This is a genomic window from Agromyces lapidis (assembly GCF_009749405.1).
GTDB classification, from domain to species: Bacteria; Actinomycetota; Actinomycetes; order Actinomycetales; family Microbacteriaceae; genus Agromyces; species Agromyces lapidis.
On record NZ_WBIQ01000008.1, the window covers coordinates 1 to 20,989 of the forward strand.

Below are 20,989 nucleotides of genomic sequence, written 5' to 3' on the forward strand. Positions count from 1 at the left end.
CGCGCAGCTCGCCGATGCCGCGGCGGCGGCGCCCGTCGGCGAGGCCGCGGCGACGGTGTCGCGCCCGCGCGGGCGGGCGCGTCCGACGGCCCTGCCGACGCGCGTCGTCGAGGACCGGCCGGCCGATCCGGGGGCGGTCGTCGGCGTCGCGCTCGTCGCGCTCGCCCCCGTCACCGTCGTCATCACCGCACTCATCGGCCTCGACCGCGTCGTCGGCGACGCGACGTCGACGGCCCTGCTGCTCGCCGGCGAGCTCGTGCTCGCGGTCACCGCGGGCCGCGGCCTGGCGAACGCGCCCCGCCGCATCGGCCGGCTGAGCCCGGTCGCCCTGCGCTGGGTCGCCGCGCTCGCCGCGCTGTCGCCGGTGCTCGTGCTCGCGGTCGCCTTCGCCGACCCCAGCGCCGCGTCCGAATACGTCGGCTGGTTCTTCGGCGTGCAGTGCATGATGGTGCTCGGCCTCGTCGCGTTCTCCGAGATCGCCCGCACCCAGGACTGGAAGGCGCGGGGCGGACGCTCGGCCGACCCGCGGGTCGAGCGCGGCGACCCCGTGCGACCCGACCTCGGCGCGTTCGCCGGCACCGCGGTCATCGCGCTCGCCCCCTTCGTCGCGGCTGCGGGTCTCGCAGCGCCGGTCGCGCCTGCTGCGAGCGCCTGGCTCGCGAGCGGGTCGATCGTGGCCGGTTCGCTCCTGCTCGGGCTCTCCGCCGGGCGTGCGGACGGGTTGGCCCCATCGCGCCGTGGGGTGCTCGGCTCCCGCGCCCTCTGGTGGGTCGTGCTGCTCGCCGCATCGACCCCCGTGGTGCAGCTCGTCGTGATCCTCGGCGACCCCGGCGAACTGTGGACGATCCTGCGTCCCGCCCTCGCGGTCCAGTCGATCGCGGTGATCGCACTCGCGACCCTGCCGCCGATCGCGCGCCGCCAGGAGCAAGGCGGCCCGCTGCGCGGGTGACCGCATGCCGGGCATAGGCTGGAGCGGATGTCAGTGCCACCCGTCACCCGTTCCATCCCGCTCTCCGAGCAGCACCGCTGGCGCGCGTTCTGGGTCTGCGTCGCGGTGGCGGCGCTCACCATCCTCGACCTCTCGAAGGTCAACGTCGGCCTGCCCGCGATCGAGGACGCCTTCGACGCGGGCTCGACCGAGCTGCAGCTGATCGTCGCGGGCTACGTGCTGACCTTCGGTCTCACGCTCGTGCCCGCGGGGCGCATCGGCGACCAGCGATCGCGCAAGACCCTGTTCGTCATCGGCCTCAGCCTGTTCACGCTGACGAGCCTGGTCGCCGCGCTCGCGCCGAACGCCACGGTGCTGCTCATCGCCCGACTGTTCCAGGGCGTCGCCGCGGGCATCCAGATGCCGCAGGTGCTCGGCATCATCCAGGAGCTCTTCCACGGCAAGGAACGCGGGAAGGCGTTCGGGCTGTTCGGTGCCACGATCGGACTCGCCACCGCGTTCGGGCCGACGCTCGGCGGACTCATGATCGCGATCGGCGGCCCCGAAGACGGCTGGCGCGGCATCTTCTGGATCAACGTCCCGCTCGCGCTCGCCGCCATCGCGCTGGCGGTCTGGTTGCTTCCGCAGACGCGACACCCCTCGGGCAAGCCGCTCTCGCTCGACCCCGTCGGCCTCGGGCTCTTCGCGGTCACGGTGCTCTCGTTGATGTGGCCGTTCCTGCTCACGACCGGTTCGCCCGACGACGACCCGGCCAGATGGTGGGTGCTCGTCGTGTTCGTGTTCGCCGCGACGGCGTTCATCGCGTGGGAGCGCCACTACGCGGCCTCCGGGCGCCATCCGCTCGTGCCGCTCAGCCTGTTCGCCGTGAGTTCCTTCCGCAACGGGACCGCGCTCGCCGGCGTCTACTTCGCGGCCATGCCGTCGATGTTCCTGCTGACGACCCTCTACCTGCAGCACGGCCTCGGACTCGAGGCGGTCTACGCGGGCATGGTGAGCATCGGGTTCGCGCTCATGAGCGCCGTCGGCTCCTGGCTCGGCGGCAACCTCGTGAACCGCATCGGCCGGCCGCTGGTCGTCTGGGGGCTCGTGCTGCTGCTCGTCGGCATCGGGCTGCTCGTCGTCATCGCCCTCCTGACCCCGCCCGAGGTGACACCGTGGGCGATGGCCGGGGCGATGATCATCGGCGGTGCGGGCGGCGGCCTCGTCGTCTCGCCGAACCAGACCCTCACGCTCATGGACATCCCGGTGAAGCAGGGCGGTCTCGCGGGGTCGGTCGGTCAGCTCGGCCAGCGCATCGGCACCGCGATCGGCACGGCGGTGACCCTCTCCCTCTTCTACTCGACGATCTTCCGCGAGGCCGACGGCGATCCCGACCTCGTGGTCTACCACGACGCGTACGCGGTCGGGATGCTCGCGGTCGCCGTGTTCGTCGCGATCGCGTTCGCGATCGGGGTCGCCGACCTCGGCGCCCGGCGACGGGAGCGCCGTCCGATCGGGGCCGACGAGGTCTCCGACGGGGGTTGAACGCGCTCAGCGGATCGCGAGGACGCGCGTCCGCTCCGCCTTCGGCAGGTGCTCGATCGCGGCACGGAGGGCGACCCGCGGCATCCGCGCCGCGTGGCGCTCGACGAGAGCGACCAGGCGCGCCTCGTCGAGGTCGCCGGCCGCGCGCAGCACCCAGCCGACCGCCTTCTGGACGAACGGCGCCTCGTCGAGCGCGAGGCGCTCGCCGAGTGAGAAGGCGTCGTCGGTCTGCCCGCGCTTGAGGAAGGCGAAGGTCGCGACGAGCGCGGTGCGCCGTTCGGGCCAGAAGCCCGATGCCGCGAGCCGGTCGAGCGGCGACCGATCGCGCTCGAGCAGGTGGGCGCCGATGACGTCGCGGGCAGCGAGGTCGACGAGATCCCACTGGTCGATGCGGTCGTGGCGGCGGAGGTAGAGCTCGTACAGCTCGGTGCGGCGGGTCTCGTCGCCGGCCCGATGCGCGGCGGACTTGCCCATGATGCTGCAGGCGAGGGCGCGCACCTCGTGCGTCGGCTCCTCGAGCAGCAGTTCGAGTTCGCCGACGGGCAGCGTCAGCGCGGTCTTCGCGAGGTCGAAGACGGCGCCCATGCGCACGCCGATGAACGGCGAGGCGGCGTCGTCGGGGAAGTAGCGTCGGTACTTCACCCGCTCGGCCTCGCTCGCCAGCGACTCGAGTTCGCCGATCAGCCCCGCTGCGTCCATGTCCGCCCCTGTTCGCGCCGTCGGGAACAGCGTAGGGCGGGATCAGGCCGCGAGGTGGGCGACGGGCGTGAGCAGGGCGGCGAGTTCGGCGGCGGAGAGCTCGCGGCCGAAGGCCGGGTGGCCGGGTTCGAGGGCGAGGCCGTGCGCGAGCGCGCCGCCGTCGACCGGGTCGAAGCCGATCGCGTCGATGAGGGCGGCGACCTCGGCCCGTGCCTCGTCGTCGTCGCCGACGACGGCGAGCGCGCGGCGCAGCGGGTCTCCGGCGGGCAGGCTGTCGTCCTCCATCTCGTGGTACCCGAGGTGGTTGAGCGACTTCACGACCCGGGCGCGCGGATTTCGGGCGGCGTTCTGCTCGCTCGTCGTGCGGGGGTCGTCGTCGACCTCGGCGATGTTGCCGTCGACCGGCGGCCAGTAGTTCATGGCGTCGACGACGATGCGACCGTCGAAGGCCGGCCACGGCACGCTGCCGGCCTTGCCGAACGGCACGGCGACGATGACGATGCGCGCCTCGGCGGCGAGCACCTCGGGCGCGACGACCTCGGCGCCGGGGGCGACGACGCCGACGAGGAGGTCGAGCGCGGTCTGCCGGGGCGATCCCGACATGAGTACGCGGTAGCCGGCGTCGACGAGCAGTCGGGCGAGGGCGGTGCCCACCTTGCCCGCTCCGAAGATGCCGATCACCGGACGTTCCGTCACCGTTCCATGCTCCCATTCCCGACGCGCGAGCCATGAGATGGATGCGTCGACATGGACTTTCAACGCGGTTCGCGCGGCGGGCATTCCCGCCCGGGCGCTGGTCGCCGGGCGCGCAGGGGAATAGTCTCGTGGCGTCACGGGTTTCGCCAAGAAGCATGCATACGCATGCAGACGCGGAGAGAAGGGCCGGCATGACCGAGCGCTACGAATTCGGACTCGACACCTTCGGGGATGTCACCGCCGCCCCCGACGGCACGGTGCTCCCGCACGCCCAGGTGCTGCGGAACCTCGTCGAGGAGGCGGTGCTCGCCGACCGGCTCGGCCTCGACTTCTTCGGCATCGGCGAGCACCACCGCCACGAGTTCGCCGTCTCCGCCCCCGAGGTCGTCCTCGGCGCGATCGCCGGCCGTACCGAGCGCATCCATCTCGGCTCGGCGGTGACGGTACTGAGTTCCGACGACCCCGTGCGCGTGTTCCAGCGCTTCGCGACGCTCGACGGCCTCTCCGGAGGGCGCGCGGAGGTCATCCTCGGGCGGGGCTCGTTCATCGAGTCGTTCCCGCTCTTCGGCTTCGAACTCAGCCAGTACCAGGAGCTCTTCGAGGAGAAACTGAACCTCTTCGCCGCGCTCCTCGACCAGGAGCCGGTGACGTGGGCCGGCGAGCTGCGCCCGCCGCTCGAGAACCAGCTCGTCTTCCCCCCGGTCGAGCACGGGCGCCTGAAGACCTGGGTCGGCGTCGGCGGCAGCCCCGAGTCGGTCGTGCGCGCCGCGCACTACGGCCTGCCGCTCGTGCTGGCGATCATCGGCGGCAGCCCGGCGCGCTTCGCGCCGCTCGCCGAGCTCTACCGCAAGGCGCTCGCGCAGTTCGGCAAGCCGGCGCAGCCCGTGGCCATCCACTCGCCGGGCTTCATCGCCGACACCGATCAGGCCGCGCTCGACACGCTGTGGCCCCACTACCAGGTGATCATCGACCGCATCGGCCGCGAGCGCGGCTGGGGTGCGGTCACCCGCGAGCACTTCGAGTCCGAGGCCTCGGAGCACGGCGCGCTCTACGCGGGCTCGCCCGAGACCGTCGCACGCAAGATCGCGAGCGCGATGCGCACCATCGGCGCCGTGCGCTTCGACCTCAAGTACTCGAACGGCACCCTGCCGCACGAGGCGATGATGGGGAGCATCGAACGCTACGGCAGCGAGGTCGTGCCGCGCGTGCGCGAGCTGCTCGCCGAAGCCGATGCCGCAGATGCCGAACTCGACGCCGCCGCGGCGCTCGCACAGGCCGACCGCGCCGATGCAGGGGCGAACGCCGAGCGGGGGGAGTAGGCGGGCGACGCGCCCGGCTCAGGCCGACAGCCGTGCGCGCTGCTGCCGGGCGCGCACGGCCGCGCGGAACCACGTGGCATCCGGAAGCCTGGCGAGGAAGGTGCCCGCGATGATCGTGATGAGCACGTAGGCCGTGGCGAGCGGTGCGATCGCGGGCTCGACGCCGGCACTCACCGCGAGCCCGGCGATGACGATCGAGAACTCGCCGCGCGGGGCGAGCGAGAAGCCCGCGCGCCACTGGCCGAGCGTGCCGACCCCGGCCCGCCTGGCCGCATAGGCGCCGGTGATGAGCTTGGTCACGATCGTGATCGCGGCGAGCAGGAGCGCCGGCAGCAGCATCGACATGAGCCCCGACGAGTCGGTCGTGAGCCCGAAGAAGACGAAGAACGTCGCGGCGAAGAGGTCGCGGAGCGGCGTCAGCACCTGGCTGGCGTTCGCCGCCACGCGCCCCGAGAGCGCGATGCCGACGAGGAAGGCGCCGACCGCGGCCGACACGGAGACCTCCTGGGCGAGGCCGGCGACGAGCATCGTGAGCCCGAGCACTCCGAGCAGCAGCGGCTCGGCGTGGTCGGCGGGGAAGAGCCGCGACACGATATGCCCATGCCGGAGTGCGATGTAGAGGATCACCGTCACGACCGCGACGGCGATTGCGACGGCGATCGCGCCCTGCCAGAGGCTCACGCCGACGACGATCGCCGAGAGCACCGGCAGGTAGAAGGCCATCGCCAGGTCTTCGATGACGAGCACGCCGAGAATGGCCGGGGTCTCGCGGTTCGAGAGGCGCCCGAGGTCGCGGAGGAGCTTCGCGATCACGCCCGAGGACGACACCCACGTGACGCCCGCGAGCGCCACCGCGGCGACCGGACCCCAGCCGAGAATGAGCGCGAACCCCGCTCCGGGCAGCGCGTTCAGCAGCCCGTCGAGGATGCCCGGCTTGCGCGCCGACTTCAGGCTGGCGAAGAGCTCGCTCGCCGTGTACTCGAGGCCGAGGAGCGCGAGCAGCAGGATGACGCCGATCTCGGCGCCGGTCTGCAGGAACTCGATGCTCGCGTCGAACGGGAAGATGCCGCCGTCGCCGAAGGCGAGGCCGAGCAGGAGGTAGAAGGGGATCGGCGACAGGCCGATCAGGAGGGCGAGGCGCCCCAGCAGGCTCATGCCGAGAAGCAGCGCGCCGACTTCGATGAGGAGGAGCGTCGTCTCATGCATACGGGGCCCGGCGTCAGTCGGGTCCGTTGGCGAGCAGGCGCGACACGCCGTCGAGCCCCTCGCGGGTGCCGACGACGACGATGACGTCGCCCGCGCGCAGGGACTCGGAGGGCGTCGGGGAGGGGATCACCGCGCCGTCGCGCACGATCGCCACGATCGAGGCATGCGTGCGAGTGCGGGCCTTCGTGTCGCCCAGCGTGGAGTTGAGGTAGGGGGAGTCCGTCGGCAGCGCGATCTGCTCGGTGTACAGCCCCGCGGTCTCGTCGGAGAGGCTCGTGAGCCGGCTCAGCATGACCGAGGCGCCGAGCACGTCGGCGAGCGCAGCCGCCTCGTCGTCGTTCAGCGCGACCGAATCGCGGCACGCGTCGGGGTCGTCGATGTCGAAGACCCCGAGATCGCGCTCGCCGTCGCGATGCGAGACCACGCTGATGCGGCGCCCGGCTTCGGTCACGAGGTCGTGACGCACGCCGATCCCGGGCAGATCGACCTTCTCGATGCGAATACCCACGTCGGCAATCGTAACCCCGTTCGGCGGTGGCGCGGCCGATCGACGTCGGTGTGCTGGATGCCCCGGAGCCGTCGGGCTCAGGCGCCGGTGCGCGTGCGCATCTCGAGCACCGGCGTGCCGCCGTCGTCGACGAGCTCGAGGGCGACCTCGACCCGACCGAGCTCGGCGAGCGAGCCGACGTGGGTGCCGCCGCAGGCGATCGACGCGGCGCCGCCGGGCAGCTCGGCAACCCAGTACCTGCGATCGGTGAGGCCGTCGCCGTCGCGATCGATGCGCACGGGCGATCCCGCCGCGACCCACTCGCCGACCGTCGCCGAAATCGTCTCGCCGAGCGCGCCGAGCTCGTCGGCGAGGCCGGCGACGTCGAAGCCGGCACGGCGCAGCGACTTGTTCAGGCGATACCGGTCGAGCGAGCCGTTCGGCTCGATTCGGCTCGAGGCGATCGCGATGCCGTCGAAGTCGGGCCGGCCGAGCGCGTCGGTGCGCGCCGGCTTCGACCAGCGGCCCTCGAGTGCGAGATTCAGGGCGAGGGATGCCGCGTGGCAGGCCGTGTGCCCGGCGGAGAGGGCGCGGCGCGCCGTGGCCTCCGCCGTGATCTCGACCTCGTCGCCCTCGGCGATCGCCGAACCCGCGTCGACGAGGTGCGCGACGAGGAACGCCCAGCCCTCGGTGCCCTTGCGCACCGGGACGTCGGCGCCGAGGTGCAGTGCGGTGCCGTCGCTCGCGGCGACGACCGCGTCGCGGATCGGCAGCTGCGTGCCGTCGGCGAGGATGATCGCGCCCGCGTCGGCCGGCTGGTCGGGCCAGGCGGCGTCGACCGGGTGGAAGGCCGTGACGTCGGTGACGACGGCGACGAGGCCCTCGCCCGCGGGTTGGACGTGCAGCACCGTCGCCCGCTCGGCGAGCGAGCCTGCGGGGTAGGTGACGCGGGTGTCGTGCGCCGGAAGGGTCATCGCGGCGCGCTCAGTCGTCGGCGCGGCCGAGCACGTGGAACGGGATCGCGAGGGCGAGCGCCACGGCGATGATGCCGGAGAAGAAGGTCGCCGCCTCGAAGCCGGCCACCTCGGGGGCGATGCTCATGACCCACATGCCGAAGACGAAAAATGCCATGGCGATGACGGTGGCGACGACGTTCACAACGACCTCCAGTGTGCGTTGGCGACGTTCGTCGCCCTCGCAAGTCTAGCCAAACCCGTCGCGGTCAGTCGGGGACGGGGCCGAGCCACGCGTTCGCGACCGTGGCGTGCGCGGACTCGTCGTCGGAGGGGTGGAAGATGCCCGCGAGCACGTCGCGGTAGAGCCGACCGAGCTCCGAGCCGGCGAAGTAGCTCGAGCCGCCCGCCACCCTGACCGCCTGGTCGACGACGTGCTTCGCGGTCTCGGTGGCACGGATCTTCACCCCGACGAGCTTCGGGAACCAGGCGGCGCCGTGGTCGACGAGCCCGTCGAGGTCGCGCGCGACGGCCTCGAGCTGGGGCGGAACGGCGTCGTAGGCGAGTGCGGCGTCGGCGACGCGCCAGCGGACGTCGGGGTCGTGCGCGAGCGGCCGGCCGTCGTGCTTCATCGAGGTGCGGCGGTGGGCCGCGGCCACCGCGAGCTCGAGCGCGCGCGCGCCGATGCCCGTGTACACCGAGGCGAGGAGCAGCTCGAAGTTCGCGAAGATGCCGAAGACGAGGAGGTCGGTGTTCGGACCCGGGTCGAGGCGGCGCACGATGCGGTCGGCCGGGGCGTAGGCGCCGTCGAGCACCGTCGTGCGGCTCTGACTGGCCCGCATGCCCATGGTGTTCCAGTCGTCGAGGACCTTGACGTCGGGGTCCTCGCGGTCGATGAAGCCGTAGACGAGCTTCGGGGCGTCGGGCGAGACGCGGTCGAGGCCCATCGTGCCGAGCCTCGTCCACGCCGGCGAGAGCGAGGTGAAGATCTTGCGCCCCGTATAGCGGTAGCCGCCGTCGGGCTGCGGCTCGGCCGTCGATCGGGAGCCGAAGAGCATGAGGTCGTTGCCCGCCTCGCTGATGCCGAAGCCGAAGATCTCGCCGGCGCCCGCCTCGCGCAGCACGAACTCGAGCGTGTCGTCGCCCCGGTCGCGGAGGACCTTCGCCACGCCCGTCCAGACGAGATGCATGTTGACCGCGAGGGCCGTCGCCGGCGCGGCGCCCGCGAGCCGCTGCTGCGCGCGCACGACATCGAGCGTCGACCAGCCGAGGCCGCCGAACTCGACCGGCACGAGCGCGGTCAGGTAGCCGGCGGAGCGCAGCTCGGCGAGGTCGTCGTCGAAGAATGCGTTGTCGCGATCGGACTCGGCGGCCCTCGCCCGGAACCGTTCGAGGAGTTCGTCGCCGAGCAGGGACTCGGGCGTGGGGGGCATCGTCGTCGTGGACTCGGGCGTCGGGTTCTCGGTCGTCGCGCTCACGCCGCCAGACTACGCCCGGGGCTCGTCTTCGGGGGAGGGTGCCGGGCGCTGCGGATCGGCCGCGGGCGCGGCGGGCCCGGACGGGGCCGCGGGCGCGGCGGGCGTCGTGACGGGCGTCGCTCGCCGGCGACCGCGGGTCGCGAGCACGACGACGAGCACGACGATCGCCGCCATCACGAGCAGTACCGCGATCCACGGCAGGAGCACGCCGATCGCGACGCCGAGCGCCGAGGCGAACCCGACGAGGGCCGCCCACCCCGCAGCGAGCCCGCTCCAGAAGTCGTCGGGCGCGGTGTCGGGGGCCGTCTCGACGGTGATCAGCTCGACCGTCAACGTCGAGTAGTCGACCTGGTCGACGAGCCAGTCGCGCTGCTGCGTGAGGCTGTCGAGCTCGGCCTGCCGGGTCGTCAGCTCCGACTCGATCGCGATGAGGTCGGTGATCGTGGACGCCTGCGAGAGCAACAGCTCGAGCCGGTCGACGGACGCGCCGAGCGCCTCGATCCGCGCGTCGAGGTCCTTGCGCTCGGTCGAGACGTCGGACTCGTTCATCGTGACCCCGTTGACGTGTCCGAACTCCCGCAGCTCGTCGACGACCGCATCGAGCTCGTCGGCGGGCACCCTGAGCACGAGCTCGGCGCGCGGCGACGCCGAGCCGGCGCCCGGTTGCTCGGTGCGGCTCTCGGTCCGGCCGCCCGCGTCGTCGGCGAGGGCGGCGGCTTCTTCAGCCGCGGCGAGCGGGTCGTCGACGGTGATCGACATGCGTCCCGTCGTGATGACGCTCTGCGTGGCTGCCGGGCTGCCGCCATCGGCGTCGGCCGCCTCGTCGGCGGACTGCCCGGTATCGCCGCCCTCAGCCGGCGCCGGCATCGCGGGTTCGTAGCCGGAACTCTCGCCGCCCGAGCCCATCGAGCACCCGGCGAGGAGCAGAACGGTGAGTGCGGCGGCTGCGGCCACGGGCGCGATTCGTCTCATGCGGTCAGGCTAGGACCGGCGCAGCAGTCGCTGTCTGGACGCTCGCTGGGAGTCGGGTCACGATCGGATTTCGCCTGTGACCGGGCCGTGACCTGCTCGTGACCGGGCCGTGACCGAGCGACCGGGATCAGTCGTCGTCGGGGTCGCGCCCGGTGCGCTCGCCGCTCTCGAGCGCGGCGATCTCGGCGAGGTCGCCGAGGCGCAGCTCGAAGTCGAAGACGTCGAGGTTCTCGCGGATGCGCGCGGGCGAGGACGCCTTCGGGATGACGACGTTGCCGAGCTGCACGTGCCAGCGGAGGACGATCTGCGCCGGTGTGCGACCGTGCCGGGCCGCGAGCTCGGCGAGCACCGGATCGGCGAGCACCCGGCCGCGGGCGAGCGGCGACCAGGCTTCGGTGAGGATGCCGTGGGCCAGGTCGAACGCCCGCAGCTCGATCTGGGGCAGCCACGGGTGCAGCTCGACCTGGTTGACGACGGGGGCGACGCCGGTCTCGCCGATGATCCGCTCGAGATGGTGGGCGTGGAAGTTCGCGACACCGATCGAGCCCACCCGGCCCTCGTCGCGGAGGCGGACGAGCGCGCGCCACGTGTCGACGAAGCGGTCGGTCGACGGCACCGGCCAGTGGATGAGGAGAAGGTCGAGCCGTTCGAGACCCAGGCGCGCCATCGAGGCCTCGAACGCGCGCAGCGCCTCGTCGTAGCCGTTGTCGTCCTTCCAGACCTTGCTCGTGACGAAGAGCTCCTCGCGCGGTACCGGCGCGGCGCGCACCGCCTCGCCGACCTCGCGCTCGTTGCCGTAGAAGGCGGCCGTGTCGAGGTGGCGGTAGCCGGCCTCGATCGCCTCGAGGCTGAGCCTCGTCGCGTCGGCCGGCGGCACCTTGTACAGTCCGTAGCCGAGCTGGGGGATGACCGCGCCGTCGGCGAGCGGCAGCAGCGGCGCTGGGTCGAGGTTTCGTGACATCCTGCCGGTTCTCTAACTCGGTTGCAGCGGCACCGGTTCGGTGTCGGGGATCGGGCTCGCGTCGCGCCCGCGGAGATCGGGGTGCCATCGCCGGGCGAGCGCCGGCACGAGGAAGCCGAGGAAGGCGAGCCCCGTCGCCGCCCAGAACGCGCCCTGGGCGCCGTAGCCGTCGATGAGGAACCCGGCGAGCGCCGAGCCGAGGGCCGCGCCGATGAGCTGGCCGGTGCCGACCCAGCCGTAGGCCTCGGCGGTGTCGGAGAACTTCACGCTCGACGAGACGATCGCGAAGAGCACCGCGAGCGCGGGGGCGATGCCGATGCCGGCGATGAACAGGGTGATCGAGAGCCACCAGAAGTCCATGACGAACGCGGCGAGCGCGGTTCCCGCGAACACGATGAACATGCGGCGGGCCGTCGACCACGGCCCGATGGGCACATGACCGAGGAAGAGCCCGCCCGCGAGCGAGCCGACCGAGAAGATCGCGAGCACGATGCCGGCCTCGGCCCCGTCGTGCCCGAACACGGCGACGACCCCGGCCTCGATCGCGGCGCACGCGCCGATGAGGAGGAACCCGACCACCGTCGCGAGGAGCACGGGCGGCCGGGTCAGCACGACGCCGAGCCTGCGCTTCGAGCGCGGGATGCGCACGCGCCCGAGCTCGGGCGAGGAGATGAACCAGGCGCCGCCGACGACCATGAGCGCAGCGGCGAGCAGGATGCCCCACACCGTGCCGATCTGCGTCGAGACGAACGTCGTCACGACCGGCCCGACCACCCAGATGATCTCCTGGGCCGAGGCGTCGAGCGAGAACAGCGGCGTGAGCTGGCGGGAGTTCACCATCTTCGGATAGATGGTGCGCACGGCCGGCTGCACGGGCGGGGTCGCGAGCCCGGCGATGAACCCGATCGCCATATAGAGGGGAACGGTGAGCGGCAGCACGCCGATCGCCACGACGCCGGTGACGCACACGACGAGCGTGATGATGAGCACCGGGCGCATGCCGAAGCGGCCCATGAGCCGGCTCGTGAAGGGCCCGGCGATGGCCTGGCCGATCGAGGTGGCGGCGAGCACGAGGCCGGCGGCGCCGTAGGAGCCGGTCTGCTGCTCGACGTGGAGGAGGAACGCGAGCGAGAGCATGCCGAACGGGAAGCGCGCCGTCAGCTGGGCGGCGATGATGCGCGCGACGCCCTGGGTCTTGAGCAGTTCTGAGTAGCTTCCCACGGTGGGCCCAGCCTATCGAGCGGGATGCCACGGGCAGCGCATCATCCGAGTGCGCCGCGCCGACCGGGGGTCGCGCGGCATCGGGTGCCAAAAAGTACGGAATCTTGCGTCAGCTCTGTTCGAAACGAACGAAACCAATCGCAGCCGAATCGTGATACGGCGATATGCATGCGTGCGGCGAACCGTGGTTTAGGCTCTACCGGTACGGCGACGGAGCCTTGCGATACGCCCGGCCGTCTTGTCCCCATTGATCGCGTGACGACAGAGGTACCAAACATGAACATCCGCCGACTTCTCCTGCCGGCCGCCGTCGCATCCGCCGCGGCACTGCTCTTCACGGGTTGCGTGAACAACTCGGCCAGCGAGGGCGGTTCCGCCGAGAGCGACGCCCCCACGACCTCGATCACGGCCGACGACGCCGCGGTCGCCCTGCTGCCCGCCGAGGTCAAGGACTCGGGCGTGCTGCGCATCGGCACCGACGCCGAGTACCCGCCGAACGAGTACAAGGACGACGCGGGCAACCCGACCGGCTGGGGCGTCGAGCTCGCCGAGGCGGTCTCGGCCAAGCTCGGCCTCGAGCCCGAATGGGAGATCCTGAGCTTCGACAGCATCATCCCGCGCATCCAGGAGAGCGCGCTCGACATGGGCTCGTCGTCGTTCACCGACACGGTCGAACGTCAGGCCTCGGTCGACTTCGTCGACTTCCTGAACGCGGGCAGCCTGTGGGCCGCTCCCGCGGGCAGCGACATCACCCCCGACACCGCCTGCGGCAAGACCGTCGCGGTCCAGGCCGGCACCATCCAGCACACCGATGAGCTGCCCGCCCGCAACCAGGCGTGCCTCGACGCGGGTGAGCCGGCCATCGAGATCCTGCCGTTCGACGGCCAGCCCGAGGTCACGACCGCGGTCGTCAACGGCAAGGCCGACGCCTTCTCGGCCGACCTGCCCGTGACCGGCGACGCGGTCTCGAAGCTCGACGGCCAGCTCGAGACCGTCGGCGAGATGTTCGACGCCGCCCCGTACGGCTTCGCCACCCAGAAGGGCAGCGACATGACGAAGGCCGTGCAGGCCGCGCTGCAGTCGCTCATCGACGACGGCACCTACCTCGAGATCCTCACGGCGGCCGGCATCGAGTCGGGTGCGGTCGACGAGGCCGTCATCAACGGCGCGACCAACTGACCCGGTAGGACACCGCAGTCATGTCCGAAACGCCTTCCCGGCCGGCGGGGTCCGAGACCCCGCCGACCGGCCCAGGAGCAGAGACTCCGCCCGAGGCCATCAAGGCGATCAAGCTGCGCCATCCGTGGCGCATGGTGCTCGCGATCGTGCTCGCCGCGATCGCCGTGCTCTTCATCGTCGACGCGGCCGTGAACCGCCCGGTCTACAACTGGCCCGAGGTCGGCAAGTACCTCTTCGACGTGCGCGTCATCGAGGCGGCCGGCTACACCCTGCAGCTGACGATCTACTCGATGGTCATCGCGATCCTGCTCGGCGTCGCGCTCGCCGTCATGCGGCTCTCGCCGAACCCGGTCGTGAAGTCGGTCGCGTGGGCGTACCTCTGGCTGTTCCGCGGCACCCCGGTGTATGTGCAGCTGGTGTTCTGGGGGCTGATCGGCGTCATCTACAAGACGATCGACATCGGCATCCCCTTCACCGAGCCGTGGGTCTCCTTCGACACGAGCGATCTGTTCAGCTACTTCTTCCTCGCCGTCATCGGCCTCGCACTGAACGAGGCCGCGTACATGGCCGAGATCGTGCGCGCCGGCCTGTTGGCCGTCGACAAGGGCCAGGACGAGGCGGCCACCGCCCTCGGCCTCGGCTGGTGGCACACGATGAGCCGGGTCATCCTGCCCCAGGCGATGCGGGTGATCATCCCGCCGACGGGCAACGAGGTCATCTCGATGCTGAAGACGACCTCGCTCGTCACCGCGGTGCCGTTCTCGCTCGAGCTGTTCACCCGCACGAGCGACATCGCGGCGAAGACGTACCAGCCGGTGCCGATGCTGATCGTCGCCTCGATCTGGTACCTCGCGATCACGTCGATCCTGATGGTCGGCCAGTACTACCTCGAGCGGCACTTCGCGAAGGGCGTCGACCAGCGCCCCGCCCCGCAGAAACCGACCGTCGAGACCAGTGCCATGGCTGCCGTCGAGCCCGGCGAGCTGCCGGGTGTCGTGCCGCCCTCGAACCGTCCGGGAGGAGGCGCATGAACGCCGCGGAAACCCCCATGGTGAAGGCCGAAGCCGTCTCGAAGGCGTACGGCTCGAACACCGTGCTGCGCTCGATCTCGCTCGAGGTGAAGCGCGGCGAGGTGCTCTGCCTCGTCGGCCCCTCGGGTTCGGGCAAGTCGACCTTCCTGCGCTGCATCAACCACCTCGAGACGGTGAGCGCCGGCCGCCTGTCGGTCGACGGCTCGCTCGTCGGCTACCGCCAGCACGGTGACAAGATCTACGAGCTGCACCCGAAGGACGCCGCGAAGCAGCGTCGAGACATCGGCATGGTGTTCCAGCGCTTCAACCTCTTCCCGCACATGACGGCGGTCGAGAACGTGATGCTCGCTCCGACGCTGCTGAAGAAGGGGCAGCCGAAGGGGCAGGTCAAGGCGCGCGCGCTCGAACTGCTCGCCCGGGTCGGCCTCGCCGAACGCAGCGACTACTACCCGTCGCAGCTGTCGGGCGGGCAGCAGCAGCGCGTCGCGATCGCCCGCGCGCTCGCGATGGAGCCGAAGCTCATGCTCTTCGATGAGCCGACGTCGGCGCTCGACCCCGAGCTCGTCGGCGAGGTGCTCGAGGTCATGAAGGAGCTCGCGAAGAGCGGCATGACGATGATCGTCGTGACCCACGAGATGGGCTTCGCGCGAGAGGTCGCCGACACGCTCGTCTTCATGGACGGCGGCGTCGTCGTCGAGCAGGGCGACCCGCGCGAGGTGCTGTCGAACCCGCAGCACCAGCGCACCCGCGCCTTCCTCTCGAAGGTGCTCTGACCGGCAGCAGGATCCGGTGAGCCCGGTGGAGCAGGCGATCGTGCCCGCCCACCGGGCTCTCGCGTACCCACCGGGCTCTCGCGTTCGGCGGGGCTCTACGATTGAGGGGTGAACCGCCAGAACACCCCGTCTCAGGCCGCCGGCGCCGTGGGCGCTTTCTTCGTCGACGCCGTGCTCGTCGTGCTCTTCGTGATGATCGGCCGCCGCAGCCACGGCGAGAGCGTCGACCTCGCGGGTGTCGTGCACACGGGCTGGCCGTTCCTCGTGGCGCTCGTCGTCGGATGGCTCGTCTCGCTGGCGTGGCGTCGCCCGCTCGCGATCTGGCCGACGGGGGTCGTCGTCTGGGCGGTGACCGTCGCGGGCGGCCTGGGGCTGCGCGTGCTGACCGGTGAGGGCGCGGCGATCGCCTTCGTCATCGTGGCGACGGTGACGCTCGCACTCTTCCTCCTCGGCTGGCGTGCGATCGAGGGCTTCCGAGTTCGTCGGCGGGCCGCCCGCGCGGCGGCGGAGGCCGAGGCGAACGGCGCATCGGCCGCACCGTGAACCCGATCGAGTGGCTCTTCGACGCCCAGCTCGTCATCGGCGACCAGGTGATCCTCTGGCGCGAGATCGTCGGCAACCTGTTCGGGCTCGCGAGCGCGCTCGGCGGCCTGCGGCGCAAGGTGTGGGCCTGGCCGGTCGGCATCGTCGGCAATGCGCTGCTGTTCACGGTCTTCATGGGTGCCGTCTTCGACACGCCCAACCCGGTCAACCTGCTCGGGCAGGCGGGCCGCCAGCTGATGTTCATCTGCGTCTCGATCTACGGCTGGGTGCAGTGGTCGCGTCACCGCAACGCGGCGGTGGGCGCCTCGGCGGTCGACCCGCGGTGGGCGAGCGGACGCGAGCGGCTGCTGCTCGTGGGGCTCCTCGTCGGCGGCACGCTCGTGCTCACCCCGATCTTCCGCGCACTCGGCTCCTTCGAGCCGGTGTGGGCCGACGCCTGGATCTTCATGGGCTCGCTCCTCGCGACCTGGGGCATGGCCAAGGGCTGGACGGAGTTCTGGCTCGTCTGGGTCGCCGTCGACATCGTCGGCGTGCCGCTGCTCGTCTCGGCCGGGTACTACGCCTCGGCCCTGATGTACCTCTTCTACGGCGCCTTCACGCTGCTCGGGTTCTTCACCTGGATGCGGGTGCAGCGGCGCCGTACCGAATCGCTCGCCGGCCCGGCCTGAGGGGCCGGTCGCGGCTGCCGCCTCACCAGGCGGCGGGCACCCGGTCGAGCACCGACCAGACGGCCGCGCTCAGTTCGGGATGCTCCAGCGCGATGCCGCGCAGGAGGTCGAACTCGAATCGGGCGGCCTCGCCCTGACGCGCGGCCGGGTGGTAGGCGCGGGAGCGTGCCGGAGCCCACTCGTCTGAGCGGAGGCGGTCTTCGCGCAGGGTCGCGACGACCTGCTCGTCGACCGAGGGGAGTTCGGGCAGGAACTCCCAGGGGTCTTCGCCGAGCCGGCAGCGCAGCTCGATGAGCGCGGCGAGCTCGTCGCGCGCGTCTTGACGCAGGCGCTCGAGCGCCGGTGCCGGTGACTCCGTCATTCTGCGACCTCCCCTCGGTGCCACGATCGTATGCCCACGCTACGCGCACCGTGTGACGCTCGGGTTACGGGGCGCAATCGAGGATGTCGCGCAGATGACGCCTGTGTGACGTGCATCGCGCGCCACGGCGCCCCGCCGGGTTTGAATGGGCGTCGTGGGCGAACGGCGCCCGCAGTGATCGGAGGGACGCCATGGCCCAGGTGCTCATTCTGCACGGCTGGCAGAACCGCAGGCCCGATGGGCATTGGCAGCGCTGGCTGGCCGAGGAGCTCGGCGGGCGCGGCCATGAGGTGCGGTATCCGCAACTGCCGGAGCCCGACGCGCCCGTACGCGGCGAGTGGCTCGCCGCACTCGACGACGAGCTGCGCGGCACCGACCCCGAGCAGCTCACGGTCGTCGCGCACAGCCTCGGCTGCCTGCTCTGGGTCGCGCATGCCCGTGCGCGGGCCGCGGCAGGCCTCGGCGACCCCGTCGCGCGACGTGTGCTGCTCGCCGCGCCGCCCTCGGATGCGGTCGTGACGGCGATCCCCGAGATCGCGCCGTTCGCGACGAGCGGCGACGTGAGCGACGAGCGCGGTGCGATCTCCGCGAGCGCCGTCGCCGCCGCCCTCACCGCGGCGAGCGGGGAACCCCCTGTCGTGGTCGCAGGCGACGTCGACCCGTACTCGCCGGTCGAGGCCGAGGGCCTCGCGGCGCGTTTCGATCTCGAGCGGGTCGTCGTCGAGGGCGGCGGCCACCTCACCATCGACGACGGCTTCGGGCCGTTCCCGCTCCTCCTCGAGCTCGTCGTGGGGGTCGGCGCCGCCCGCTGAACGCCATCCGGCGGCCGCATCCGCCTGCCCGCTGCGCTTGAATGGTCGGGTGGATCCCGCACGCAGCCCCGAACTCCTGACCCGCCTCGCCGACGACCTCCGCCGAGCCGACTACACCGTCGACGCCCTCGAGGGGCTCTGGGGCGAGGAGGCAGCCGCGGCGCTGCACCGCGGTGAGCGCGTGCCCGCGCGGCGCGTGCTCGACGCGCGCCGCGGCGAGCACGGGGCATCCGCACCGCTCGCCGCGCTGGCCGAGCTCTTCGTGCTCGGCCTCCCGGTGCCTGTCGCAGAGGTGGGCGAGGCGCTCGCGACGCTCGGCGTCGACGGCGCCGCCCGGCTCGGACTCGTGCGCGAGTCGGGCGGGAAGGTCACCGCCGCCCTCGACCTGCGCCCCTACGCCTTCGCCGACGAGCGGGGCGAGGTGGAGTGGTGGATCCTCTCGGACCTCGGCGAGCTCGCCCTCGGCCACGCCCTCGGCGAGCACCACGTGCTCGGGGTCGGCGGCGCCTCGATGACGCTCTCGGGCCTCATGCTGCCGACGCCGGCGAGGCGGGTGCTCGACCTCGGCACCGGCTGCGGCATCCAGGCGATGCACGCCGCACGGTTCGCCGACGAGGTCGTCGCCACCGACATCTCCGAACGTGCCCTCGTGCTGGCCGAAATGAACCTGCGGCTCAACGGCATCGAGGGTGTCGAACTGCGCCACGGCAGTCTCTTCGAACCCGTCGCGGGCGAGCGTTTCGACCGCATCGTGTCGAACCCGCCGTTCGTGATCACACCCCGCACCGAGGGCGTGCCCGAATACGACTACCGCGACGGCGGCATGGTCGGCGACGCGCTCGTCGAGGCCGTGGTGCGGGGTGCGGCCGAGCACCTCGAGCCCGGCGGCGTCGCGCAGCTGCTCGCGAACTGGGAGTACCGCGGCGAGGCCGACGGTCTCGAGCGGGCCGTCGCCTGGGCGTCGTCGACCGGGCTCGAGCACTGGTTCGTCGAACGCGAGGTGCAGGGTGTCGCCGAGTACGCCGAGACCTGGATCCGCGACGGGGGCACGCGCCCCGGCACCCCCGCCTTCGACCGCCTCTACGACGCCTGGCTCGACGACTTCGAGGCGCGCGGCGTCGATCGCGTCGGGTTCGGGTACGTGCTGCTGCGCCGACCCGTCGAGCAGCCGGATGCCTCGGCGGCGCCACCGCTCGCGCGCGTGGAGCGCCGCCACGGGCCGCTCGGCGGCGATGCCTCCGCGCTCGGCCGACACCTCGCCGTGATGCTCGCCGCGCACGACCGCCAGGCGCTCGCGAGCGACGCCGAACTCGGCATGCTGCGCCTGCGCGTCGCCGGCGACGTCACCGAGGAGCGGCACTACTGGCCCGGCGACGAGGACCCCACGGCGATGCTGCTGCGCCAGGGCGGCGGCTTCGGGCGCACCGTCTCGCCGGGCACGGGCCTCGCGGCCCTCGTCGGCGCCTGCGACGGCGAACTCGCGGTCGGAGCGATCATCGCCGCGCTCGCCCAGTTGCTCGAGGTCGACGAGCAGGCGCTCGCCGCAGAGCTGCTGCCCGCGGTACGCGAACTCATCGACGACGGGATGCTGCTGCTGCCCGACGCGTGATCGGGCACGTGGCATCCGGCGGCGAACGCAGGGGCGCGGTCAGACGGTGCCGGCCGGCGGCCAGACGCCGATGATGAGCGCCATCACGATGACGGTCACGAGCTCGTGGGCGATGTTCAGGATGGTGAGCCCGGGAGGACGGCCCTCGAAGGCGTCGTGGGTGATGAAGCGGGCCGCGGTGAATCCGGCCCACAGCATGAGCCCGACCATGATCGTGACCCCGAGGTAGTTGCCGCCGAGCGCGGTCCACGCGATCTGGGCGGCGATCGCGAGCACCCACGCCGAGATGAAGCTCACGATGAGGGTCGTGAGGATCGGCCCGACGGCGCCGCGGTCGCCCGAGTCGTCGACCTTCGCGACGCGCATCCAGTAGTTGCCGAACACCTTCGGGGTGTACCAGATCGAGCCGACGAGCATCGTCGAGAGCGTCGCGACGACGACCGCCCAGTAGTTGACCTCCACGAGCATCGCGGCCTCCCGGTGCTTCGGCGGCCCGGTGGGCCGGATTGCTCCGCAGTCTAGACCCGCGCCCCAGTTCAGCGCGGTATTCTCGTGGTCGCAGATCGAAAGCGAGCCCATGCCCGATTCACCGCTCGCCGACTCACCGTACGAGGTGCTCGGCGTCGCCTCCGACGCGGATGCCACGGAGCTCCGCTTGGCCTATCGGCGCGCGCTGCGCGTGGCCCACCCCGACACCGGCGGCGACCCGGCCCGCTTCCACGCGGTGCAGCGCGCCTGGGTGCTCGTCGGCACGCCCGCGGCACGAGCGGCGTTCGACCGCGGCAACGGCGGAGGAGCGGAGTCGACCCCGGCGACGTGGGCGCCCGCCGCGCCTCGGCCGCGGCGCGACTCGCGCCCGCTCGCGCGTTCGTACGGCCACCCCGGCGGGCTCTCCCGCGAGCGGTACCTCGGGCTGATCCGTGAGTGGGTGGGGCGCGGAGCGCCCCTCGACGACCCGTACGACCCGGCGCTCGTGCGGGGCGCGCCCCGTGACATCCGCCATGTGCTCGCCGATGCGCTCGCCGAGGAGGCGACGGCGCGTTCGCTGTCGACGCTCGGTATCGCTTACACGATCTGGCACGACCTCGCGACGGATGCCGCGGGGCACGGGCTGCCCCCGAAGCTCGACCATCTCGTGCTCGGCCCGACGGGGCTCTTCGCCATCCAGTCGGAGGACTGGGGCGGGCCCGTCGCGCTGAAGCGCGGCGAACTCGTCGGCGAGGCGCTCGCGGGTGAACGGCCGATCAAGGCGCTCGCAGCCCGGGCGAAGGCCATCGGCAGGGCCGCGAAGGTCAAGCCGACCGCGCTCGTCGTCGTCGTTCCCGACCAGTACGCGGCCGAGCCGCTCGAGCTCGGCGGCACGTACCGCGGGGCGACCATCGCCCTCGTGCGCAGCTCGCGACTCGCGAGCGCCGTGCGCGAGGGGCTGCCCGGTTCGGCCCACCTCGGCGGCACCGAGGTCATGGAGGTGCGCTCGCGCCTGCAGGCGACGGTGCGCTTCGCTTGAGCGCGTCACCCGGCCCGTGCCGGTCGGTTCGTCGTCGAGGG

The 20,989-nt window shown here is 72.1% G+C and carries 23 protein-coding genes; 11 read left to right on the forward strand and 12 right to left on the reverse strand.

Annotated features, from left to right (window positions below; genetic code table 11):
- Window positions 1–949: hypothetical protein (locus tag GQQ93_RS17900; protein WP_170296196.1), on the forward strand; the 949-nt coding region annotated here is incomplete at its 5' end.
- Window positions 950–976: 27 nt separating this feature from the next.
- Window positions 977–2,473, forward strand: coding sequence for an MFS transporter (locus GQQ93_RS12775; protein WP_157424628.1), 1,497 nt, complete (start codon window positions 977–979; stop codon window positions 2,471–2,473).
- A 6-nt stretch (window positions 2,474–2,479) separates the two neighbouring features.
- On the opposite strand, the gene GQQ93_RS12780 is transcribed toward GQQ93_RS12775, so the two are convergent.
- The gene (locus tag GQQ93_RS12780; RefSeq protein ID WP_157424629.1) at window positions 2,480–3,172 is read right to left on the reverse strand and encodes a DNA alkylation repair protein; all 693 of its coding nucleotides are present in this window, start codon (window positions 3,170–3,172) and stop codon (window positions 2,480–2,482) included.
- A gap of 42 nt (window positions 3,173–3,214) precedes the next feature.
- On the reverse strand, window positions 3,215–3,868 hold the full coding sequence (locus GQQ93_RS12785) for an NADPH-dependent F420 reductase (RefSeq protein ID WP_212277336.1): 654 nt from the start codon (window positions 3,866–3,868) through the stop codon (window positions 3,215–3,217).
- Window positions 3,869–4,059: 191 nt separating this feature from the next.
- Between GQQ93_RS12785 and GQQ93_RS12790 the strand changes: the two genes are divergently transcribed.
- On the forward strand, window positions 4,060–5,187 hold the full coding sequence (locus GQQ93_RS12790; RefSeq protein ID WP_157424631.1) for an LLM class flavin-dependent oxidoreductase: 1,128 nt from the start codon (window positions 4,060–4,062) through the stop codon (window positions 5,185–5,187).
- An 18-nt stretch (window positions 5,188–5,205) separates the two neighbouring features.
- Here the strand turns inward: GQQ93_RS12790 and GQQ93_RS12795 are convergent, their stop codons facing one another.
- From GQQ93_RS12795 to GQQ93_RS12830, 8 genes are all read right to left on the reverse strand, one after another.
- Window positions 5,206–6,393, reverse strand: coding sequence for a cation:proton antiporter (locus GQQ93_RS12795; protein WP_157424632.1), 1,188 nt, complete (start codon window positions 6,391–6,393; stop codon window positions 5,206–5,208).
- A 13-nt stretch (window positions 6,394–6,406) separates the two neighbouring features.
- Entirely contained in the window at window positions 6,407–6,901 is a 495-nt protein-coding gene (locus tag GQQ93_RS12800; protein WP_157424633.1) for a cation:proton antiporter regulatory subunit, read from the reverse strand.
- Window positions 6,902–6,978: 77 nt separating this feature from the next.
- On the reverse strand, window positions 6,979–7,854 hold the full coding sequence (locus tag GQQ93_RS12805; RefSeq protein ID WP_157424634.1) for an alanyl-tRNA editing protein: 876 nt from the start codon (window positions 7,852–7,854) through the stop codon (window positions 6,979–6,981).
- A 10-nt stretch (window positions 7,855–7,864) separates the two neighbouring features.
- A complete protein-coding gene (locus GQQ93_RS12810; RefSeq protein ID WP_157424635.1) occupies window positions 7,865–8,011 on the reverse strand; it encodes a hypothetical protein in 147 nt (48 codons plus the stop codon).
- A 91-nt stretch (window positions 8,012–8,102) separates the two neighbouring features.
- The gene (locus GQQ93_RS12815; protein WP_157424921.1) at window positions 8,103–9,266 is read right to left on the reverse strand and encodes an acyl-CoA dehydrogenase family protein; all 1,164 of its coding nucleotides are present in this window, start codon (window positions 9,264–9,266) and stop codon (window positions 8,103–8,105) included.
- 54 nt (window positions 9,267–9,320) lie between these two features.
- The gene (locus GQQ93_RS12820; protein ID WP_157424636.1) at window positions 9,321–10,283 is read right to left on the reverse strand and encodes a DUF4349 domain-containing protein; all 963 of its coding nucleotides are present in this window, start codon (window positions 10,281–10,283) and stop codon (window positions 9,321–9,323) included.
- A 127-nt stretch (window positions 10,284–10,410) separates the two neighbouring features.
- Window positions 10,411–11,244, reverse strand: coding sequence for an aldo/keto reductase (locus GQQ93_RS12825; protein WP_157424637.1), 834 nt, complete (start codon window positions 11,242–11,244; stop codon window positions 10,411–10,413).
- A 12-nt stretch (window positions 11,245–11,256) separates the two neighbouring features.
- Complete coding sequence (locus GQQ93_RS12830; protein WP_157424638.1) at window positions 11,257–12,465, reverse strand: MFS transporter; 1,209 nt, start codon at window positions 12,463–12,465, stop codon at window positions 11,257–11,259.
- A 276-nt stretch (window positions 12,466–12,741) separates the two neighbouring features.
- Here GQQ93_RS12830 and GQQ93_RS12835 point away from each other — a divergent pair, with 276 nt between their 5' ends.
- The 5 genes from GQQ93_RS12835 to pnuC all read left to right on the forward strand — a co-directional run bounded on the left by GQQ93_RS12835 (window position 12,742) and on the right by pnuC (window position 16,659).
- A complete protein-coding gene (locus GQQ93_RS12835) occupies window positions 12,742–13,644 on the forward strand; it encodes an ABC transporter substrate-binding protein (protein WP_157424639.1) in 903 nt (300 codons plus the stop codon).
- A gap of 20 nt (window positions 13,645–13,664) precedes the next feature.
- On the forward strand, window positions 13,665–14,675 hold the full coding sequence (locus tag GQQ93_RS12840; protein WP_157424640.1) for an amino acid ABC transporter permease: 1,011 nt from the start codon (window positions 13,665–13,667) through the stop codon (window positions 14,673–14,675).
- On the forward strand, window positions 14,672–15,448 hold the full coding sequence (locus GQQ93_RS12845) for an amino acid ABC transporter ATP-binding protein (RefSeq protein WP_157424641.1): 777 nt from the start codon (window positions 14,672–14,674) through the stop codon (window positions 15,446–15,448). The genes GQQ93_RS12840 and GQQ93_RS12845 overlap by 4 nt, the downstream gene beginning before the upstream one ends.
- A gap of 108 nt (window positions 15,449–15,556) precedes the next feature.
- Window positions 15,557–15,991, forward strand: a complete 435-nt coding sequence (locus GQQ93_RS12850) for a DUF3054 domain-containing protein (RefSeq protein WP_246192318.1) — start codon at window positions 15,557–15,559, stop codon at window positions 15,989–15,991.
- On the forward strand, window positions 15,988–16,659 hold the full coding sequence (pnuC, locus tag GQQ93_RS12855) for a nicotinamide riboside transporter PnuC (protein WP_157424642.1): 672 nt from the start codon (window positions 15,988–15,990) through the stop codon (window positions 16,657–16,659). Before GQQ93_RS12850 ends, pnuC begins: the two co-directional genes overlap by 4 nt.
- A gap of 22 nt (window positions 16,660–16,681) precedes the next feature.
- On the opposite strand, the gene GQQ93_RS12860 is transcribed toward pnuC, so the two are convergent.
- A complete protein-coding gene (locus tag GQQ93_RS12860; protein WP_157424643.1) occupies window positions 16,682–17,020 on the reverse strand; it encodes a hypothetical protein in 339 nt (112 codons plus the stop codon).
- Window positions 17,021–17,211: 191 nt separating this feature from the next.
- On the opposite strand from GQQ93_RS12860, the gene GQQ93_RS12865 reads away from it, so the two are divergent.
- Complete coding sequence (locus GQQ93_RS12865; protein WP_157424644.1) at window positions 17,212–17,832, forward strand: RBBP9/YdeN family alpha/beta hydrolase; 621 nt, start codon at window positions 17,212–17,214, stop codon at window positions 17,830–17,832.
- A gap of 49 nt (window positions 17,833–17,881) precedes the next feature.
- The gene (locus GQQ93_RS12870; protein WP_157424645.1) at window positions 17,882–19,441 is read left to right on the forward strand and encodes a DUF7059 domain-containing protein; all 1,560 of its coding nucleotides are present in this window, start codon (window positions 17,882–17,884) and stop codon (window positions 19,439–19,441) included.
- 39 nt (window positions 19,442–19,480) lie between these two features.
- Here GQQ93_RS12870 and GQQ93_RS12875 read toward each other — a convergent pair whose 3' ends face one another.
- On the reverse strand, window positions 19,481–19,909 hold the full coding sequence (locus tag GQQ93_RS12875; RefSeq protein ID WP_157424923.1) for a DUF1761 domain-containing protein: 429 nt from the start codon (window positions 19,907–19,909) through the stop codon (window positions 19,481–19,483).
- Between the two features lie 109 nt (window positions 19,910–20,018).
- On the opposite strand from GQQ93_RS12875, the gene GQQ93_RS12880 reads away from it, so the two are divergent.
- Window positions 20,019–20,948, forward strand: a complete 930-nt coding sequence (locus GQQ93_RS12880) for a DnaJ domain-containing protein (protein WP_157424646.1) — start codon at window positions 20,019–20,021, stop codon at window positions 20,946–20,948.
- Window positions 20,949–20,989: the final 41 nt, after the last annotated feature.

Coding starts and splice junctions, on each gene's coding strand:
- GQQ93_RS12775 (WP_157424628.1), top strand. CDS start 977: ATGTCAGTGCCACCCGTCACCCGTTCCATCCCGCTCTCCGAGCAGCAC.
- GQQ93_RS12780 (WP_157424629.1), bottom strand. CDS start 3,172: ATGGACGCAGCGGGGCTGATCGGCGAACTCGAGTCGCTGGCGAGCGAG.
- GQQ93_RS12790 (WP_157424631.1), top strand. CDS start 4,060: ATGACCGAGCGCTACGAATTCGGACTCGACACCTTCGGGGATGTCACC.
- GQQ93_RS12795 (WP_157424632.1), bottom strand. CDS start 6,393: ATGCATGAGACGACGCTCCTCCTCATCGAAGTCGGCGCGCTGCTTCTC.
- GQQ93_RS12805 (WP_157424634.1), bottom strand. CDS start 7,854: ATGACCCTTCCGGCGCACGACACCCGCGTCACCTACCCCGCAGGCTCG.
- GQQ93_RS12810 (WP_157424635.1), bottom strand. CDS start 8,011: ATGGCATTTTTCGTCTTCGGCATGTGGGTCATGAGCATCGCCCCCGAG.
- GQQ93_RS12815 (WP_157424921.1), bottom strand. CDS start 9,266: ATGCCCCCCACGCCCGAGTCCCTGCTCGGCGACGAACTCCTCGAACGG.
- GQQ93_RS12820 (WP_157424636.1), bottom strand. CDS start 10,283: ATGAGACGAATCGCGCCCGTGGCCGCAGCCGCCGCACTCACCGTTCTG.
- GQQ93_RS12825 (WP_157424637.1), bottom strand. CDS start 11,244: ATGTCACGAAACCTCGACCCAGCGCCGCTGCTGCCGCTCGCCGACGGC.
- GQQ93_RS12835 (WP_157424639.1), top strand. CDS start 12,742: ATGAACATCCGCCGACTTCTCCTGCCGGCCGCCGTCGCATCCGCCGCG.
- GQQ93_RS12840 (WP_157424640.1), top strand. CDS start 13,665: ATGTCCGAAACGCCTTCCCGGCCGGCGGGGTCCGAGACCCCGCCGACC.
- GQQ93_RS12845 (WP_157424641.1), top strand. CDS start 14,672: ATGAACGCCGCGGAAACCCCCATGGTGAAGGCCGAAGCCGTCTCGAAG.
- GQQ93_RS12860 (WP_157424643.1), bottom strand. CDS start 17,020: ATGACGGAGTCACCGGCACCGGCGCTCGAGCGCCTGCGTCAAGACGCG.
- GQQ93_RS12865 (WP_157424644.1), top strand. CDS start 17,212: ATGGCCCAGGTGCTCATTCTGCACGGCTGGCAGAACCGCAGGCCCGAT.
- GQQ93_RS12875 (WP_157424923.1), bottom strand. CDS start 19,909: ATGCTCGTGGAGGTCAACTACTGGGCGGTCGTCGTCGCGACGCTCTCG.
- GQQ93_RS12880 (WP_157424646.1), top strand. CDS start 20,019: ATGCCCGATTCACCGCTCGCCGACTCACCGTACGAGGTGCTCGGCGTC.